The sequence below is a fragment of the Stagnihabitans tardus genome (genome assembly GCF_009925085.1).
In the GTDB taxonomy this organism is placed as follows: domain Bacteria; phylum Pseudomonadota; class Alphaproteobacteria; order Rhodobacterales; family Rhodobacteraceae; genus Stagnihabitans; species Stagnihabitans tardus.
The window spans coordinates 1-15,914 of the sequence record NZ_JAABNR010000024.1 but is presented as its reverse complement, the minus strand read 5'-3'; the positions used below and the strand labels follow the sequence as shown (position 1 = coordinate 15,914).

16 protein-coding genes are annotated in these 15,914 nt (G+C 64.9%); 8 read left to right on the top strand and 8 right to left on the bottom strand.

Translation table 11 applies throughout. The annotated features are described in order from the left end of the window. Window positions 1–44: 44 nt before the first annotated feature. Window positions 45–584: a response regulator transcription factor gene (locus GV832_RS18070; RefSeq protein ID WP_168776287.1), complete on the bottom strand. Its 540-nt coding sequence runs from the start codon at window positions 582–584 to the stop codon at window positions 45–47. 59 nt (window positions 585–643) lie between these two features. On the opposite strand from GV832_RS18070, the gene GV832_RS18065 reads away from it, so the two are divergent. Beyond that, the gene (locus tag GV832_RS18065; protein WP_168776286.1) at window positions 644–1,114 is read left to right on the top strand and encodes an SAM-dependent methyltransferase; all 471 of its coding nucleotides are present in this window, start codon (window positions 644–646) and stop codon (window positions 1,112–1,114) included. Between the two features lie 2 nt (window positions 1,115–1,116). On the opposite strand, the gene GV832_RS18060 is transcribed toward GV832_RS18065, so the two are convergent. The 4 genes from GV832_RS18060 to GV832_RS18045 all read right to left on the bottom strand — a co-directional run bounded on the left by GV832_RS18060 (window position 1,117) and on the right by GV832_RS18045 (window position 5,397). After that, complete coding sequence (locus GV832_RS18060; RefSeq protein ID WP_168776285.1) at window positions 1,117–2,628, bottom strand: copper resistance CopC/CopD family protein; 1,512 nt, start codon at window positions 2,626–2,628, stop codon at window positions 1,117–1,119. Between the two features lie 63 nt (window positions 2,629–2,691). Continuing rightward, window positions 2,692–3,210 carry a YcnI family copper-binding membrane protein gene (locus GV832_RS18055; RefSeq protein ID WP_168776284.1) on the bottom strand — a complete coding sequence of 173 codons (519 nt, stop codon included), beginning with the start codon at window positions 3,208–3,210 and terminating at the stop codon, window positions 2,692–2,694. 156 nt (window positions 3,211–3,366) lie between these two features. Beyond that, window positions 3,367–3,726, bottom strand: a complete 360-nt coding sequence (locus tag GV832_RS18050) for a hypothetical protein (RefSeq protein ID WP_168776283.1) — start codon at window positions 3,724–3,726, stop codon at window positions 3,367–3,369. Between the two features lie 747 nt (window positions 3,727–4,473). Continuing rightward, window positions 4,474–5,397, bottom strand: coding sequence for a LysR family transcriptional regulator (locus GV832_RS18045; RefSeq protein ID WP_168776282.1), 924 nt, complete (start codon window positions 5,395–5,397; stop codon window positions 4,474–4,476). 74 nt (window positions 5,398–5,471) lie between these two features. On the opposite strand from GV832_RS18045, the gene GV832_RS18040 reads away from it, so the two are divergent. The 6 genes from GV832_RS18040 to GV832_RS18015 are packed head-to-tail and all read left to right on the top strand — an operon-like array spanning window position 5,472 to window position 8,973. After that, window positions 5,472–5,924: an NADPH-dependent F420 reductase gene (locus GV832_RS18040; RefSeq protein ID WP_168776281.1), complete on the top strand. Its 453-nt coding sequence runs from the start codon at window positions 5,472–5,474 to the stop codon at window positions 5,922–5,924. A gap of 24 nt (window positions 5,925–5,948) precedes the next feature. Then, a complete protein-coding gene (locus tag GV832_RS18035) occupies window positions 5,949–6,104 on the top strand; it encodes an NAD(P)-binding domain-containing protein (RefSeq protein WP_168776280.1) in 156 nt (51 codons plus the stop codon). 3 nt (window positions 6,105–6,107) lie between these two features. Beyond that, window positions 6,108–6,485 carry a GFA family protein gene (locus tag GV832_RS18030; RefSeq protein WP_168776279.1) on the top strand — a complete coding sequence of 126 codons (378 nt, stop codon included), beginning with the start codon at window positions 6,108–6,110 and terminating at the stop codon, window positions 6,483–6,485. Then, a complete protein-coding gene (locus GV832_RS18025; protein WP_168776278.1) occupies window positions 6,482–7,036 on the top strand; it encodes an antibiotic biosynthesis monooxygenase in 555 nt (184 codons plus the stop codon). The genes GV832_RS18030 and GV832_RS18025 overlap by 4 nt, the downstream gene beginning before the upstream one ends. 12 nt (window positions 7,037–7,048) lie before the next feature. After that, window positions 7,049–7,786 (top strand): type 1 glutamine amidotransferase domain-containing protein, encoded by a 738-nt coding sequence (locus GV832_RS18020; protein ID WP_168776277.1) that lies wholly within the window; start codon window positions 7,049–7,051, stop codon window positions 7,784–7,786. Window positions 7,787–7,845: 59 nt separating this feature from the next. Continuing rightward, window positions 7,846–8,973 (top strand): low temperature requirement protein A, encoded by a 1,128-nt coding sequence (locus GV832_RS18015; protein ID WP_168776276.1) that lies wholly within the window; start codon window positions 7,846–7,848, stop codon window positions 8,971–8,973. 189 nt (window positions 8,974–9,162) lie between these two features. On the opposite strand, the gene GV832_RS18010 is transcribed toward GV832_RS18015, so the two are convergent. The 3 genes from GV832_RS18010 to GV832_RS18000 form a co-directional block, all read right to left on the bottom strand. Further along, complete coding sequence (locus GV832_RS18010) at window positions 9,163–11,640, bottom strand: AAA family ATPase (protein ID WP_168776275.1); 2,478 nt, start codon at window positions 11,638–11,640, stop codon at window positions 9,163–9,165. Further along, window positions 11,633–11,866 (bottom strand): hypothetical protein, encoded by a 234-nt coding sequence (locus tag GV832_RS18005; protein ID WP_168776274.1) that lies wholly within the window; start codon window positions 11,864–11,866, stop codon window positions 11,633–11,635. Before GV832_RS18005 ends, GV832_RS18010 begins: the two co-directional genes overlap by 8 nt. 613 nt (window positions 11,867–12,479) lie before the next feature. Beyond that, a complete protein-coding gene (locus GV832_RS18000) occupies window positions 12,480–14,756 on the bottom strand; it encodes an adenosylcobalamin-dependent ribonucleoside-diphosphate reductase (RefSeq protein WP_168776273.1) in 2,277 nt (758 codons plus the stop codon). 203 nt (window positions 14,757–14,959) lie between these two features. On the opposite strand from GV832_RS18000, the gene GV832_RS17995 reads away from it, so the two are divergent. Then, window positions 14,960–15,379, top strand: a complete 420-nt coding sequence (locus GV832_RS17995; RefSeq protein WP_227754517.1) for a DUF1489 family protein — start codon at window positions 14,960–14,962, stop codon at window positions 15,377–15,379. Window positions 15,380–15,914: the final 535 nt, after the last annotated feature.

Sequence of the window (15,914 nt, the reverse complement as noted above, 5' to 3'; positions counted from 1 at the left end):
GGGCGTGAACCACTGGGCGCATTGCCCGCCTGGGACAATCTGACCTAGCGGATCGGTTGTTTCGCCAGCTTGCGCGCCAGGGTGCGGCGGTGCATCCCCAGCCGCCGCGCGGTCTCGGAGACGTTGAAATCGGTCTCGGCCATGGTGCGCTGGATCGTCTCCCATTCCTGGGTCTTGAGCGACGAGACCCTCGGCCCCTCGACGATCTCGGGCATGTCGCGGCCCGCCACATGGTCGAAGGCCGCCTCGATCTCGCGCGCGGTGGCGGGCTTGGCCAGGTAATGCACCGCACCCAGCTTGATCGCATTCACCGTGGTCGAGATCGAGGCAAAGCCCGTCATCACCACGATCTTCGGCCGGGGCTCCTGCGCGCCCAGCCAAGAGACGACTTCCAGCCCGCTGCCCTCGGCCAGTTTCAAGTCGATCACGGCATGGGTGGGACGGGCCTTGCGGGCGCGGCGGATCGCCTCTTCCTCGGTCATGGCCCAGGTCACCTGGTAGCCGCGCGACATGAAGCTTTCCGACAGGGCCATCAGCAGGGTCGGATCATCCTCGACGATCAGGAGGTGGCGGTCTTCGGTCATGGTCTGGGGCCTTTGCAATCGGATGGGGGGCTGTCATTCTGGGGCAAAGGGAGGCCCAGATGACCGACGAAACCCGCCCGGGCGAGATGCGCCTTGATGTGGACTTGCCTCAGGGCGCGGCGCTTTTGCCCATCGGTCGGTTGCGCTCTCCCTGGGCTCCGGGGGATGCGCCCAAGAACTTGCGCGAGGCGCGCGAACGGGGCGGCACCTTTGCCGTCGAGGTCGATGCGCCCTTCCGCCCCGGCCTTTTGGGGCTGGAGGTGGGGCAGACGATCATCCTTCTTTACTGGATGGACCGGGCGCGGCGCGATCTGATCGTGCAGAGCCCGGGTCACAAGCCCGCGCCCACCGGGACCTTTGCGCTGCGCTCTCCGGTCCGGCCCAATCCAGTGGCGCTCGCCGTGGTCCGCATCCTGACCCTGGAGCCCGAGGCCGGGCGTCTGACCATCGACGCGCTGGATGCGTTTGATGGCACGCCTTTACTGGACATCAAGCCCTGGCTGGCCTCGGTCGATATCCCCCCGGAATAGGCTCATGGCGCCCCCGGGGTTGGCAGGGCGCCCGTCAGCGTCACCTTGTCGAAATCGCTGATCAGGATGCCCACCGCGACCTCCCAAGGCCCGGGCGAGGGCAGGACCTGGGGGGCCACGAGCCATTCGCCCTCGGCCCCGCGCGTGGCCTTGGCCTTCAAGGGGCCGATCCCGGCGAGGGGGTCGGTCAGGGTCAGCGTGACCTCCCTGGGCTCGATCAGGGTCAGGTTGCCATCCGAGAGGTAGAGCACAAACCCCGTCGATCCCGGCAGGGCGCCGGTGGTTTCCAGGGTGACCATGGCCTTGGGCGTATGGATATGCAGCGAGAGGGGCTCGGGCAGGACGGGCGGCGGGGCGAGGCGAAAACCCATGGCGAGGCACAGGACCGCAAGGCCAAGCGCGGTCTCAGTGCCAAGGCTGCGGCGTAGGGGGGGCGTCCGGCCGCGTTCCAGCGCGGGCATGGCGTCGAACCGATGCCAAAGCGCCAGCATCAGCATCAGAGCCACAAGGCCGAGCTTCGCGACCAGAAGCCGCGCCCAGTTTGATCCCATGATTTCTGGCACTCCACGATGCGCCAGCGCCAGGCCAATGCCCGAGCCGATCAGGACCAGGACCGAAGGCAGCGCGAGGCGCGAAAACCGCGCCAAGAGCGGCAGGGCGGGACCCGCCGCCACGCCAAGCGTCAGAGGCAAGAGCCCCCCCACCCAAAGGATCAGCGCCGCGCCATGCAGCGCGGTGAAATAGGGCGCAAGACCTCCCGGCGCCGAGAGCGCATGGCCCGAGACGGCAAAAGACAGCGCCGCGAAACCCCAGGCCGCCAGGACCGCCCAAAGCCCTTTGCGCAAGGCGATCAGCGCCAAGAGCCCCGCAGCCATCCCCAGCGCGATGCTGCGGGCAGCAGGGCTTTGCAGCCCCTCGGCCAGGGCGGCAAAAGAGGCCTGACCCAACCGGTCCGCCCCCTCGGTCCAAAGCCAGAGAAGGCCCATGGGCAGCAGCAGGCCCGCAGAAGCCCGCGCGATGCGCTGACCGAGGGGCGTCAAGGGCGCGATCAGGTGGTGAAAGACCGCAGCCCCCACCGCAAGCACCAGGGCCAGGACGAAGCCGCCCCGCGCCAGCACGGGGGTCAGGGGCTTGTCGGCCAGCTGCGGCGCCGTGCCGGTGACCTCTTTCACCGAGAAGACCAGCGCCCCCGCCACCGGATGGCCGTCGGTCGAGGCCACGCGCCAGCGCAGCACATAGGTCCCGGGGCCACCATCGCGAGGGGCGGCGACAGTCAGCGCCTCGGCCCCTGCCGCGCCCTCGGTCGCCTTCCGGCTGCCGTCGGGCAGGACCCAGTCCAGCGCCAGCACCCCCACCTGTTCGGAGAATGTCAGCACGACCTCGGGCGGAAGCTCTTGCAGCAGCGCATTTTGCGCCGGGGTGCTGCCGCGGAACTCGGCATGGGCCAGCGCCATCGAGGCCCATAGCATCAGGGCGGCAAAGTCGGCCAGCAGGGACTGCACGGACTTGGACATGGCGGGTTTTCGGCCTTGAAGATGTGCCCGGGCCCCTTCGACAAAGGGCCCGGGCGGAGGCATTTAGTGCGAATGGCCCTTTTCGGTGACCTTCACGCCCGGGGCCGGGCCTTCCAGCGCGTCCGGGTCCTGACCTTCGGCCGGGATCTCGATCCAGCGCTCGGCGCCATTGGCACATTCCTGGATCGTCGGGAAATAGACCATGCTGCCCACGGCGATCGCCTCGCTGACGGTGCCGCGGAAGGTGAATTCGTCGTAATAGGCATCGGGAAGCTCGCCGGTCCAGATGATCTCCTTGACGCCTTCGGTCAGCTTGGTGCCGTAGTAGTCGTATTCTTTCTCATAGGGGCCGGTCACGGTTTCCAGCGTCCAGCCGGCCTTGGGCATCGGCTTGACCGAAATGACACCCTCGGGGATCTGGATGCGGACCTTCAGCGTGGCCTCGCCACTGCAGCCATGGCCGATGCGCATCACGCCCTTGTAGGCGGCGCCCTGCGGGGTTTCGCCCTGTTCCAGCGTGGCATGGGCAAAGGCACCGGTGGCGGTCATGGCCAGGACGGCGGCAAGCAAAGAACGTTTCATGGGGTTTCCTCCATTGAAGTGGATGGTTTGGGGGTTCAGACGGGATCCGGTCGCAGGGACAGGATCGGACTCGCGACCTTGGGGGGCGCGAATGGGGTAGACCTTGGCCCGGAAAGGGTCAGGTCGCAGCCTGGGGCAGAAAGCCCAGGTTTGGGTTCAGGCCAGGGGCGGAGCGCGCAATCCGTGGGCTATGTCCAGCACGGCCCGCGCAGCCCGGCTTTCACGGGGCGCCACGATGCGGGCCACGAAGGCAAGATCAGCCGCGCGCAGATCCCGACTGGTCTCGGGGGGCAGGATGGCCCCCGGCAGATGGCAGGCCGGGCAATCCGCTTGGTGCGCCCGGGACGGGCCCTTTTCGGCGCAAAGGTCCGCCAAGGAGCCCCCGGCTGCGAGATAGCTGTCGATCTGCGCCTCTTGCAGGCTGGGCGCGGCATGAGACAAATCGCCCGTCCCCAGGGACAGGGCAAGCAGACCCACCAGGGCAAGGCGCGACAGAAGATCGACCAGTGCTTTCATCTCGCCAGTATCCTGCCGCAAAGCCCGGGCAAAGACAACCGGGGCGGCATCCCGAAGTGCCCAAGCGAAGGGCTTTGGGTCGGTGGCCAATCGGGCACATCATGCGAGGGCCGCAGGGATTGGGTCTCTTAACTACCGCCTGCGCGGGCGAAACCGCCAATCAGAATTGCGTTGCGCCAAAATCAGGATCCGGGCCGCGCATTTTCGGTCAACAGTGCAACCCGGTTCGTGAAGGGCAATGCCCTTGCGGGGCCATGACGACAGATGCGCAGGGTCCGTGGCTTCCATGGGAGGCCTCCGACAATGGTTCGCTTGTCGGGCTTGGAGTGGTTTGGTACATCGCTTGAACCGAATGCTGGATCGTGCGATTTGCGCAATGCGATGTGCCGGCCCTTCAAGACAGGAAACCTGACCGTCTTTGCGACAGAGCGTCCAGAGACGCTCCCGATGCCGAGGACGTCAGGTCTCTGACATGGCAAACCTCCGCCTTTCGGTGATCGCACGACCCTCCCTCTGGTTAGCGACGAGGTCTTGCCTTTCCCAGATGACCCTGCCGATGTCCGCTGAACGGCCGTTGTGGCACAAGCTGCGGCAAACCGCGCGACTGTCGAGTGACGGCTTTCCGCCCCTTGTGACGATCCAGACCGTCATCAACGAGGTCGGCCCCTTGCGACGAACCAAAGTCACATCGACATTCGCTCATTACCATTCAATGGGGGTTCCAGAGGGATCATATCCGAACGGCTCTCAATGAGTGATCGAAACCCCGAGGATCTGTTGTCGGATCCAGGTCGTTCTCGGGTCGGTCTCGTTCCGCCGGTGCCAGAAGACCGATACTGGGAACCTCCGCACGGGAATGGGCGGCTCAGCTGTGACGAGGCCGAAGCCCGCGGCAAAGGCGCGCGCGACGCGGGCTGGCAGGGTGACGAGGGCGGCAGACTCGGCTGCGGCGGCCAGCGCGGGCAAAAAGGCCGGCAGGCCCAGGATCACGCGACGGCTGCGGCCCATGGCCTCCAGCTGGTCGTCCACCACCCCTCGCAGGTCGCCTCCGGGTGAAATCAGCACATGGTCGGCGGCGCAGTAGGCATCGATGCTGATGTCCGGCGCCTGTGGCAGGGCTTCAGGTCGTCCCGCGACCAGGAAGGATTCCTCGTAGATCGTCTTGCCGGAAACCATTTCAGGCAGATCCCAGACGAAGCCCAGCACCAGGTCGGCCCGGCCTTCTGACAAGGCGTCCATGGCGGCTCCACGCCCCAGCGGCAGGACCGACAGGGTCAGTCCGGGGGCAAGCTGGCGCAGCCGCGCTGCAAGGGGCGGGATCAGGACGGCCTGTTCGGCATCGAGCGCGGCAATGCGGACCAGGCCCGTCGCGGTGGCGGCGTCGAAGTCTCGCGCGGCCCCCAGCGCGCCCCGCAGGGCATCGACGGCTGCGGCAACTGGCGCCTCAAGGGCAAGTGCGGTGGCCGTGGGCTCCATCCCATGCGGACGACGCAGGAAAAGTTCATCCCCGAATATGTCTCGGAGCCGCTTCAGCGACTGGCTGATGGCCGACTGGGTGAGGCCAAGCTCGGCCGCCACATCCAGCGCCTTGCGGTGCCGCACCAGCCCCAGAAAGACCAGGAGCAAGGTCAGGTCCAGGCGGCGGAGTTCTGATGTGCTTAACTCAGACATGATGATTATTCATTACCAATTCTTTCGTTCACCGCATATCTCTGATGCAGCGAATGAAGCAAGGGGAAAGTGGGATGCGCGTCGCGATCATCGGCACCGGTAAGGTCGGCTCTGCCATCGCCAGGGGACTGAGGGGCCGTGGCCATGCCATAGGCCTTGGTGCGCGCGATCCGCAGGCGGCCGAGGTCGTCGCGCTGGCCTCCGAGACCGATGCCATGCCGATGCTGCCGGCTGACGCCGCCGAGGCTGCCGATGTCATCATCCTGGCCCTGCCCTGGGATGCGGCCGAAGGCGCCGTCCGGGCCTTGGGGTCGCTGACCGGAAAGACCGTCATCGACTGCATGAATCCGCTGGGGATGATCGACGGCGCCTTGGGCCTGACGGTCGGGCACAAGACCTCGGGCGGCGAGATCGTGCAGGGCTGGCTTCCCCAGGCGCATGTGGTCAAGACCCTGAACCAGGTGGGGGCCGAGATCATGGCCCGGAATGACCACTTTCCGCTGCGCCCGGTCATGTTCATGGCCTGAAACGATGCGGGCGCAAAGGCGCAGGTGGCAGAGCTTCTGACCGACCTCGGCTTTGCCGCGCAGGACGCGGGCGATCTGACCAAGGCGCGCCTGCTGGAACCCTTCGCGATGGTCTGGATCAACCAGGCCCTGTTCCGGGCCAAGGGCCGCAACTGGGCCTTTTCGGCCGTGGAGGGCTGAGCAATGACCGACATCCTGACCGCCTCCTGCCATTGCGGCAAGGTTCACATCACGATGCCCGCCGGCGCGGCCGGGGTTCTGGCCTGCCATTGCGGCGACTGCCAGAAGATGCACGGCAATTTTAACGCCTTCGTCGCCGCCTCCCGTGCCGACATGACTGTGAAAGAAGAGGAGGCGTTGGTCTGGTATCAGTCCAGTGCAGCCTCGCGCCGGGCCTTTTGCGGGACCTGCGGCGCGCGGGTGGTCAAAGAGATCACCGCCGCCGGGCGCTGGCTGGTCTCGGCCGGGCTGATCGATGGGCCGACGGGCCGACGGATCATCAAGAACCTGTGGGAGCCGTCGAAGCCTGACTGGTACGACCTGCCCAAGGTGGCGTCATGACGGGTCCGGTCACCATCGTCGTTCGCCGCAGGGTCAGGTCCGGGCGCGAGACCGACTATGAGGCCTGGCTTGAACGCCTGTCGCGGGGCGCGACCTCACAGTTCCCTGGCTATCTGGGGGCCGAATTCCACCGCCCCGCCAGCCCCGGTGGCGCCTATCGCAGCGTCTTTCGCTTTGATAGCATGGACCATCTTGACGCTTTCGAGCGGTCGGACTTCCGGGCCGCGATGCTGGCCGAGGCCGCGCCGCTCTTTGCCGCCGATGCGGCATGGGAGCGGCTGACCGGCCTCGAGTTCTGGTTCGACCCTCCCCCCGGCACGAAGGTCCCGCAACCGAGCCTGCACCGAATGGCGCTGGTTCTGATCGCGGTGGTCTTCACGCTGGTGCTGGCACTGAACCTGATCCTGGGGCCGCTGATGATCGCCTGGCCGCTGCCGCTTCGGGTGCTTGTGACGGTCTGCATCCAGGTCGGGCTGATGACTTACGTCATCATGCCCCGCCTGACGCCGCTGATCGCCCGCTTCATCTATCCGAAATCGAAAACCCTCTGAAAGGACGAGACAATGTCTGCCTCCATCGACGTGCATACCAAAAAGAAAGTCCTGATGATCGCCGCCAACCCCGGCACCTCTTCCACCACCGGCTGGCCCGTGGGCTTCTGGTGGGCAGAGTTGACCCATCCCTACTGGACCTTCTCGGAAGCCGGCTACGAGATCGAGATCGTCAGCCCCAAGGGCGGCGATCTGGTGGCCGACGGGTTTTCGGACCCCGAGGATGCGTCGGGCTATTCCGCCCATGACCTGATCTCCCTCGGTTTCAAAAAATCCGCCACCCATGCGGCCCTCCTGAAAGGTACGAAATCCATCGCCGAGGTGGACCCGACGGCCTACGACGTGGTCTTCTTGGCCGGGGGTCAGTCGCCCATGGTCACGATGATCGACGACACCGCGCTGCATGCCTTCGTGGCCCGCGCCTACGAGGCGGGCAAGATCGTCTCGATCGTCTGCCACGGCACCTGCATCCTGCTGAAGACCCGCCTGTCGAACGGCGACCTGCTGGTCAAGGGCAAGACCTGGACCGGTTTCGCCAACAGCGAAGAGGCCTTCGCCGACGCCTGGGTGGGCCAGAAGATCCAGCCCTTCTGGATCGAGGAAGAGGCGAAGAAGCTCGAAGGCACCAACTTCGTGGTGAATTCGATGTTCAAGGCCTTTGCGCTGCGCGATGGCAACTTGATCACCGGCCAGCAGCAGTTCTCGGGCGGGGCGGCGGCTGAACTGGTCGTCCAGACGCTGGGCCGTTGAACGCACCGGGCCGGGTCAAGGGCGCCCGGCCCGGCCTCTCCACATCCTTGGGAGCCATCATGAACCATCCCCCTCAGACTGCTGTCCTGACCCATGCCGAAGGCCGAAAGGCCAGCTGGTTCGAACTGTTCTTCGACCTGGTCTTCGTGGTCGCGGTGGCAGCACTTGGCGGTGCGCTGTCGCATCACTACGACTGGGCGGGCCTGGCAGAGTTCGGGTTTCTGTTCCTTGTCCTCTGGTGGCTCTGGCTGGGGCACACGTTCCACGCCAGCCGCTTTGACGAGGACCGCCCGGACCAATGGGCGATCGGCTTTGCCCAGATCCTTGCCGTCGTCTTCATCGCCTACGGCGCCAGCGATGCCTCGGGTGCCCGCGCCTGGGCCTTTGCCGGGGGCGTGGCCGGGTTCAAGGCCCTGCTGATGCTGGGTTACCTGCGTGAGATCCGCAGGCCCGGGCTTTCCCGTCTTTGCACGATCTATGGGGCGATTTACGCCGTGCAGGCCGCGCTCTGGGCCGGGTCGATCGGGGTCGAGCCGACGCTGCGCCAGACGCTTTGGGCGCTGGCCCTTTTGCTCGACGTCGCGACGCCCTTCCTTGTGGCGCGTGAGACCCATCACGCACCGCCACACCCGGAGCATTTGCCCGAAAGGTTTGGTCTCTTTACCATCATCCTTCTGGGCGAGACGGCCGCCGCCGCGGTCCATGCGCTGGACCATGGGCCCGAGTTGCACGGCGATACGCTTGCCGTGGCGCTGATGGGGGCGGGCTTAGGCTTTCTTTACTGGATAGGCTACTTCCGCCGCGCCCGCGGCAATGCCGAACGGCACATCGCAGATGCCGCGGCCGGGCGGAGCCTGCGGCTCTGGGCCTATGGCCACATTCCGCTCTACCTGGGGATCGCAAGCCTGGGGGCCGGGACGGTCTATCTTGCCCATCACATCGACCTGGCCGGGCCCGCGCCATGGGTGTTTGCCCTGGGGGCGGCCTGCGCCATGACCGGGGTCACCCTTGTGTCCCTGGCCACCCACGGCCTTCCGCTGTCCTCGGGTTGGCCCTACGTTCTTGTCGCTTTGATTGCAGCCGCTGCACCAGTTGTCTCATCAACTGCACCCGTCTTGGTCGGAAGCATTCTGGCCCTGGCCGTTGGCCAAATCGCGATGTCCCTGGCTTTGCGCAGGATGGGTTGAACGGCGAAGCAAGACTTGCAGGCTAGAACGACCGCTTTCCGCCCCCTGCGACGATCCTGGTATCATCGACACACCCGGCCCTGACCTGCCTCTCGTCGGGTCGGTTCTCTCTGCTGTCCAGCTTCCTAAAACCGGCCATCGGTGACATCTTGCAGCATGATCCGGCATGCCAATATCGGAAGAGCAATCTCACTGCGCCGGTGCCACCGCGAACTCGAACTGAGCCTCACAGCCTTCATGAGCGCAGACCGGCTTTTTCAGAGTGAAGGGCCGCTGGAATTTCATTCGGCTACACTTCTTGCATGCAAACTGACTGCGGAAATTCTTGAATTCCTCCCAGCGCGCTTTCTCGTCACCCATAGAACCGTCGCCATAGGGCCCGTCTTGGAAGTGACTGCCAAAGTTCTCGACCTCGCCCTTCACCAAACTGTCCAGGAACCGGTTGTTGACGCCCGGCACCAGCGCCGGCACCAGCTTGGCATCCTTGAGCAGGCCGGCAAGCGCCGAAGCCAACTCGCTGCGTTCGTAGGAGTAGGCCCTATCTAGCGGCCGGATGCGGACGCTGACCCCGAAATCTCGGCAGATGCCGAGAAGCCATTCCTTCTCGGCCTGCCGCATCTCATTGGCTGCCGACTGGCCCGCCGCCCAACGTGCCGCAATCATCTCATCGCTGACCTTATGATCAGCGAAACGCGGCCCGTAGGCCGGGTCGAGACCAATGATCCGGGTGAAGTGCCACGTCTTCGCTTCAAGCTGATCCTTCAGATAATTGAAGAATCGCTCGTCGTGAGTCGTGATCAGGATCTGGCAGTCGCCGAACATGGTGGCGATGAGCCCTGCGATAGTGCGCCTATGATCCGCATCATAGGAGGTCACGATGTCGTCGAGCGCAATGATGGGTGCGCCTGTATTAAATTGCTTGATCGCCGCCATGCGCAGCGCGAGCGCAACCGAATGGATCTGTGAGTCGCTCAAGTAGCCGCCCGGCTGCACGCCCGTGCGGTTCTTGGCGAAGTCGATCAGGAGGTTGAGCCGCTGTTGGTTCGTGTCGTCTTCCGCCGGCAGCTCCAGCCGGATTGGTGTGGCGCCAGCGCCCTGGATCAGCTTGTAAATATCGTTCATCGGCGTCTGAAGCTTGTCGAGCAAGGCCTGCACCTTCTTGCGGATCTCGGCCGAGACAATCGTCGCCTGCGCCGTCAAAGCGTCTGAGAGTTTCCCCAGTTCATCTCGCGTCCGCAGCGCAAGGTCCCGCTCGGTCTGCAGCTCTAGAAAACGATCGATCTTCGCCTTGGCCTTGATGTAGGTAAGGTCGCCTTGCTTCGATTCGATGTCCGCTATGGCCTGATCGAGCGTGAAAAGTAGCTTGGCAATTGCCGCGACAATATCGGTCGAGCCCGGAATGGCGGTCTGAGGCCAGCCGGCAATGGCTCCTTGATAAGCGGTAAGATCAGCTTTCAGTTCCGCCTCGCTGTCGCCAAGATGTCCAATCAACCCCGGCAGAACCGCTACCAACTGGGTATGGGCCTTGGTTGCCGCAGTCTTGGCCTCGTCGAGCGCCTTCTTGGCGTCAGCGTAGTCCGCCAACTCCTCCAGGTGCTTGGAGATGTGTTCCCGGATCGTCTCAGCGCTGCCAGCCGCCGTGTCCGCGACAGGTGTCGCGCAGACAGGGCAAATGTCAGGTGCCGCTATCCCTTCGGCAAAAAGCGGTGCCGCGGCTTTCCACAAAGCCTGAAACACGCTACTCGCCGCCTTGCCGCGCTCTTCCGTTTCTTTACTCTCAGCCGCCGACAGCACCGCGACAGCCGCATCAAAGGTCGGAATCGCACCTCTGACGACAGCCTCGCCGCCCTCCGTGTCCGTCGTCTCCGCCCACAAAGCGGCAGCCGCGCTGCGGATCTGGCGCAGTCCTGCAAGCCCGATCTTGTTTTCCTCAGCCTTGGCGCGCGATTCCAGTTCGAGATAGATCATATCGTCGGCCGCCAGCGCCGCCAGCACTAGCGACGGATCGAGTGGCGCCAGGACCAGCGTGTTGGCGTGGGAGAGCACTGCCGACGCATCCCAGGTTTTCACCGCCTGGGCCGTCTCCCTGGCAAGCTGGGTGTCCACGCGCTGCAGCGCCGTCTCGTCCTCGGCGGCGGCCTTCACCTGCGTGCGCAGCGCGCGAATGTTCTTCTGTACTTCAACCAGCGGGCCGAGCTGCAGCCACTTGGCGACATCCGTGTATCGCTGTTCAGGCGTATGGATTTCAACGAACGTGCGCAGCGCATGCCCGCGGATGATCGGCGACACCGCAAAACAGTCGTTCAAAGTCGCGGCCACCGCCGGTATCGGTCGCTTCGCCCCCGTCGCCGCTCGGCTGCCGTTGGTGGAATTCTTGCCCGAGACCACGCCGATCGTAACCGCCGCCAGAATCTTCCTCTCCTCAGCCAGATTGTGGGCCAATGCCATGGGTCCAGCCTGGTTGTTGATTGCGCGCTGCCCAAGCCTTTCGAGCGTTCCGTCCTTGGAGAACATGAATTCCAGCGCATCGATGGCGCTGGATTTGCCGCGCCCGTTCGGCGCAAAGATCGCTAGGCAACGCTTCCTGCTGAAATCAAACGTTTTCGGTTCGAGATAGGCGCGAAATCCGGAAAGGCTCAAAGACTGAAGGAGGTAAGGATCAGTCATTCGTCACCTCAGGTTTGGGAGGAGTAGCACGTTCGCTTGCAAGTTTTAGCATCGCATCCTTGGCCTGACTTACGGCGTTCTGCGCGGGCGCCGCTTTCAGGATGTGAGTGCTAAGGATGTCCGCCATACCGACATCGACGCCCTCCTTTCCCTTAAGACTTTCTCCTAGTGCAATAAGAAATATTTCCGGCGTATCTGCCGTCTCTGCTTTGTCTTCCACGCGCATGTCTCCCACGTGTTTGCGCTCGAGAATACCGTTAGTACGCCCGCAAAAAAACGACACTTCCCGTCGTTCGCGTCGATTTCAATTCGTCCGTGCTGCGAGGCGATCGAGAGATCACAATCGCCAGACATATGGCTGCCACGCCGCACTGCCTTTCGTCGGAATTCTGCCCCGAGACTAAACGTTGGGCAGGGCTATGTGAAGTCCAGTGTCCGCTTCCGCCGAAAATCGGCGGCGTCTGCGCGACCGCGGCGAAAGTCCGGTCTCCGCCCTTTGCGACGCCTCAACGTCAAAGCTCAAGGCGCCCCACAGTATTGCCGAGAACAGAACCGGTTGGCAGCGTTCAGAGGCGCCGAAGCAATGACCGACATTCGTGTTGCTGGCATCACACCGCAGATCACTTGCCGCAGCGGCTCACAATCCGGACCACGAGAAGCCCCCCGGACAGCATGACGAAAAATCCGCAAACCCTCAAGACCCGCAAGCCATTGAATTAAGTAGGAAACCACCGACTGCGTCGCAGCCGGAGGTCACTAATCCTGTGCCGGAATGGTCAAATCATCCGGGAAATGGACATTTTATCGTGGGTCCGACAGAAAACCGCAATCCCCCCGCATCAGCCACATTTCGAATGGCCGCAGTCGTTGCAGCTCATGCAGCCCTCTTTCATCTGCACCGCATGCGACCCGCAAGAGGGGCAAACGCTTTTCGGCGCTCCTTCGGCCTTCGCCAGGCTGGTGACGATCTCGGCCTTGGGGTCGGACTTCAGCCCCAAGCCCTCGCCCGCGATGAAGCCGATGGCGATCAGGTGGCGCTCGATCACCCCGCCGATGGCCGCCAGGATCGAGGGCACATAGCGCCCCTCCATCCAGGCCCCGCCGCGCGGATCGAAGACCGCCTTCAGCTCTTCGACGACGAAAGAGATATCCCCGCCGCGCCGGAAGACCGCCGAGATCATCCGCGTCAGGGCCACGGTCCAGGCGTAGTGCTCCATGTTCTTGGAGTTGATGAAGACCTCGAAGGGGCGGCGGTGGCCCGCGATCAGGATGTCGTTGATCGTGATGTAAAGCGCGTGCTCGCTGCCCGGCCATTTCAGCTTGTAAGTCTGGCCCTCCAGCGCCGCGGGGCGATCGAGCGGTTCGGACAGGTAGACGACCTCGCCGCCGGTCTGGGGCTGGGCCTCGGGCTTGGGCTCCTTTTCCGAGACGGTCAGGACCGAGCCCGTCACCGCATTGGGGCGATAGGTCGTGCAGCCCTTGCAGCCCTGGTCCCAGGCGGAGAGATAGACCTCCTGGAAGTCCTCGAAGGAGATGTCCTCGGGGCAGTTGATGGTCTTGGAGATCGAGCTGTCCACCCAACGCTGGGCGGCGGCCTGCATCTTGACATGGTCCAGGGGGGCCAGGGTCTGGGCATTGACGAAGTAATCCGGCAGGGGCGCGTCGCCCTTCAGCTCGCGCCAGAGGCGGACGGCGTAGTCGACCACCTCTTCCTCGGTGCGGGACCCGTCCTTTTGCAGGACTTTCCGCGTATAGGCATAGGCGAAGACCGGCTCGATCCCTGACGACACATTGCCCGCAAAGAGGCTGATCGTGCCGGTGGGCGCGACCGAGGTCAGAAGCGCGTTGCGGATGCCATGGGTGGCGATCTCGGCGCGGACATCCTCGTCCATGCCCATCATGTTGCCCGAGGCCAGGAAGGCCTTGGCGTCGAAGAGCGGGAAGGCGCCCTTCTCTTTCGCCAGCCCCACCGAGGCGAGGTAAGAGGCCCGCGCAATCGCCTTCATCCAGGCGCTGGTCTGGGCCACGGCCTCATCCGAGCCATAGCGCAGGCCGACCATCAAGAGCGCATCGGCGAGCCCCGTGACGCCAAGGCCGATGCGGCGCTTGGCCCGGGCCTCGGCCTCTTGCGCGGGCAAGGGGAAGCGGCTGGCGTCGACGGTATTGTCCATCATGCGGACGGCCATGGCGACCAGGTCGGCCAGTTTGGCCTCGTCGATCCGGGCGTGGGGGGTGAAGGGATCGGTCACCAGGGCCGCGAGGTTGACCGAGCCCAGAAGGCAGGCGCCATAGGGCGGCAGGGGCTGCTCGCCACAGGGATTGGTGGCGGCGATGGTCTCGACATAGCCAAGGTTGTTGGCCGTGTTGATCCGGTCGATGAAGATGACCCCGGGCTCGGCGAAGTCATAGGTGTTGCGCATGATCCGGTTCCAGAGGTCGCGCGCCTGGACGGTCTTGTAGACGCGGCCGCCGAAGGCCAGCTCCCAAGGCCCATCGGCCTTGACGGCGGCCATGAAGGGATCGGTGACCAGGACCGAGAGGTTGAACATCCGCAGCCTTGCGGGGTCCTTCTTGGCCTCGATGAAGGCCTCGATATCGGGGTGGTCGCAGCGCATGGTCGCCATCATGGCGCCCCGGCGCGAGCCCGCCGACATGATCGTGCGGCACATGGCGTCCCAGACATCCATGAAGGACAGCGGGCCAGAGGCGTCGGCGGCGACGCCCTTCACTTCCGCGCCCCGCGGCCGGATGGTCGAGAAGTCATAGCCGATGCCGCCCCCCTGCTGCATGGTCAGCGCCGCCTCTTTCAGCGCGTCGAAAATGCCGCCCATCGTGTCGGGGATGGTCCCCATGACGAAGCAGTTGAACAGAGTGACGGCGCGGCCGGTGCCCGCGCCTGCGGTGATGCGACCTGCGGGGAGGAACTTGAAATCCTCCAGCGCGGCATAGAAGCGGTCTTCCCACAGGGCCTGGTCCTGTTCGACCGAGGCCAAGGCCCGCGCGATCCGCCGCCAGGTGTCCTCGACCGTGCCATCGACGGGGGTGCCATCGGCCTCTTTCAGGCGGTATTTCATATCCCAGATCTGTTCGGCAATGGGAGCATGGAAACGGGACATCGCGGGGTTCCTGTCGCAGGTCTTGTGGGTATCTGTCGGAGAGACGCTACATAGGGCCCGAGGGCGCCGCGGTCCAGCCCGGCGCGGTCTCGAGAGATAATAAAAAACCTTTGCCCGGCGCGGGGCGCTTTTCAAGGCAAATCTCCCTTGCTGGCGGAACTGCCCCCCTTGCCGCCGTCGCCCCCCGCCCTATGCTCAGCCCCATGATTCACATCCTGAAACTCTGCGTCGGCGCGGAAAGCGTCGAAGACCTGGCCCAGTGGCAGACCCAGATGGCGCCCCAGTGGCGGCCCGGGACGGCCGAGCACATCACCCGCATGTGGCCCAAGCGCGAGGCCGAGGTGCTGGAGGGCTCGCTTTACTGGGTCATCAAGGGCGTGATCCTGGCGCGGCAGAAGATCCTGGACCTCGACCGGCGGATGGGGGCGGATGGGATCGAACGCTGCGCCCTGGTGCTGGAGACCAAGATACACCGGACAGAGCCCGCCGCCCGCCGCCCCTTCCAGGGCTGGCGCTATCTCTCGCCCGACGAAGCCCCCCGCGACCTGGCCCGCGCGAGGCCAAGGGAGGAGGCCCTGCCCCCGGGCCTGGCCGAGGCCATGGCCGAATTCGGCCTCCGCTAGGGGCCCGCTGCCAGCGGGGGATCTGCCGACTGCGCCGTCGCATTCAATGCCTCCCCCCTGCCCCGCCGACCCCGAGGCCAGCGCGGGCGTCACTGGGCCTGCATGCGGAGAAGCCCTGAAAAGCGCAGAGGTCCTGAACTGTCCGGCCGAGGGCTGACATTGGCGCGGCACGGCGCCCGCAAGCGGCATATCCCTTGACGCGGCACGCGCTGCGGGCGTCCTGCAAGTGGCCAGCGCTGCAGGCTTCCTGCACGAGGCCTGCCCATGAAGAGCTCAGACGCCCCAAGCCTGCGGAGCACATGACGCGCCAAGACCGCAATCCCCTGGACCGGAAGCAGCCCCCCCCCCCAAGGCATCACTCTCCCGCGCCGCCGCGTGCTGGAGCCCACCCGCACGACCTCAGCGCCCACAAGACAACGCAACTTGCCAGCCCCCCCCCCTTTCACCTTGGCCCAAATATTCCCGGGTGGGTCAAGGGAGGGCCAGCGGCCCTCCCTTGCGGGTAGGGGGGTCCGGGGGGAGGGCAGCGCCCTCC

Excerpts from the sequence above, each read along its gene's own strand:
- GV832_RS18005 (WP_168776274.1), bottom strand. The coding sequence starts at position 11,866 with ATGCGCGTGGAAGACAAAGCAGAGACGGCAGATACGCCGGAAATATTT.
- GV832_RS18050 (WP_168776283.1), bottom strand. The coding sequence starts at position 3,726 with ATGAAAGCACTGGTCGATCTTCTGTCGCGCCTTGCCCTGGTGGGTCTG.
- GV832_RS17995 (WP_227754517.1), top strand. The coding sequence starts at position 14,960 with ATGATTCACATCCTGAAACTCTGCGTCGGCGCGGAAAGCGTCGAAGAC.
- GV832_RS18055 (WP_168776284.1), bottom strand. The coding sequence starts at position 3,210 with ATGAAACGTTCTTTGCTTGCCGCCGTCCTGGCCATGACCGCCACCGGT.
- GV832_RS18060 (WP_168776285.1), bottom strand. The coding sequence starts at position 2,628 with ATGTCCAAGTCCGTGCAGTCCCTGCTGGCCGACTTTGCCGCCCTGATG.
- GV832_RS18015 (WP_168776276.1), top strand. The coding sequence starts at position 7,846 with ATGAACCATCCCCCTCAGACTGCTGTCCTGACCCATGCCGAAGGCCGA.
- GV832_RS18065 (WP_168776286.1), top strand. The coding sequence starts at position 644 with ATGACCGACGAAACCCGCCCGGGCGAGATGCGCCTTGATGTGGACTTG.
- GV832_RS18025 (WP_168776278.1), top strand. The coding sequence starts at position 6,482 with ATGACGGGTCCGGTCACCATCGTCGTTCGCCGCAGGGTCAGGTCCGGG.
- GV832_RS18030 (WP_168776279.1), top strand. The coding sequence starts at position 6,108 with ATGACCGACATCCTGACCGCCTCCTGCCATTGCGGCAAGGTTCACATC.
- GV832_RS18010 (WP_168776275.1), bottom strand. The coding sequence starts at position 11,640 with ATGACTGATCCTTACCTCCTTCAGTCTTTGAGCCTTTCCGGATTTCGC.
- GV832_RS18045 (WP_168776282.1), bottom strand. The coding sequence starts at position 5,397 with ATGTCTGAGTTAAGCACATCAGAACTCCGCCGCCTGGACCTGACCTTG.
- GV832_RS18000 (WP_168776273.1), bottom strand. The coding sequence starts at position 14,756 with ATGTCCCGTTTCCATGCTCCCATTGCCGAACAGATCTGGGATATGAAA.
- GV832_RS18070 (WP_168776287.1), bottom strand. The coding sequence starts at position 584 with ATGACCGAAGACCGCCACCTCCTGATCGTCGAGGATGATCCGACCCTG.
- GV832_RS18040 (WP_168776281.1), top strand. The coding sequence starts at position 5,472 with ATGCGCGTCGCGATCATCGGCACCGGTAAGGTCGGCTCTGCCATCGCC.
- GV832_RS18020 (WP_168776277.1), top strand. The coding sequence starts at position 7,049 with ATGTCTGCCTCCATCGACGTGCATACCAAAAAGAAAGTCCTGATGATC.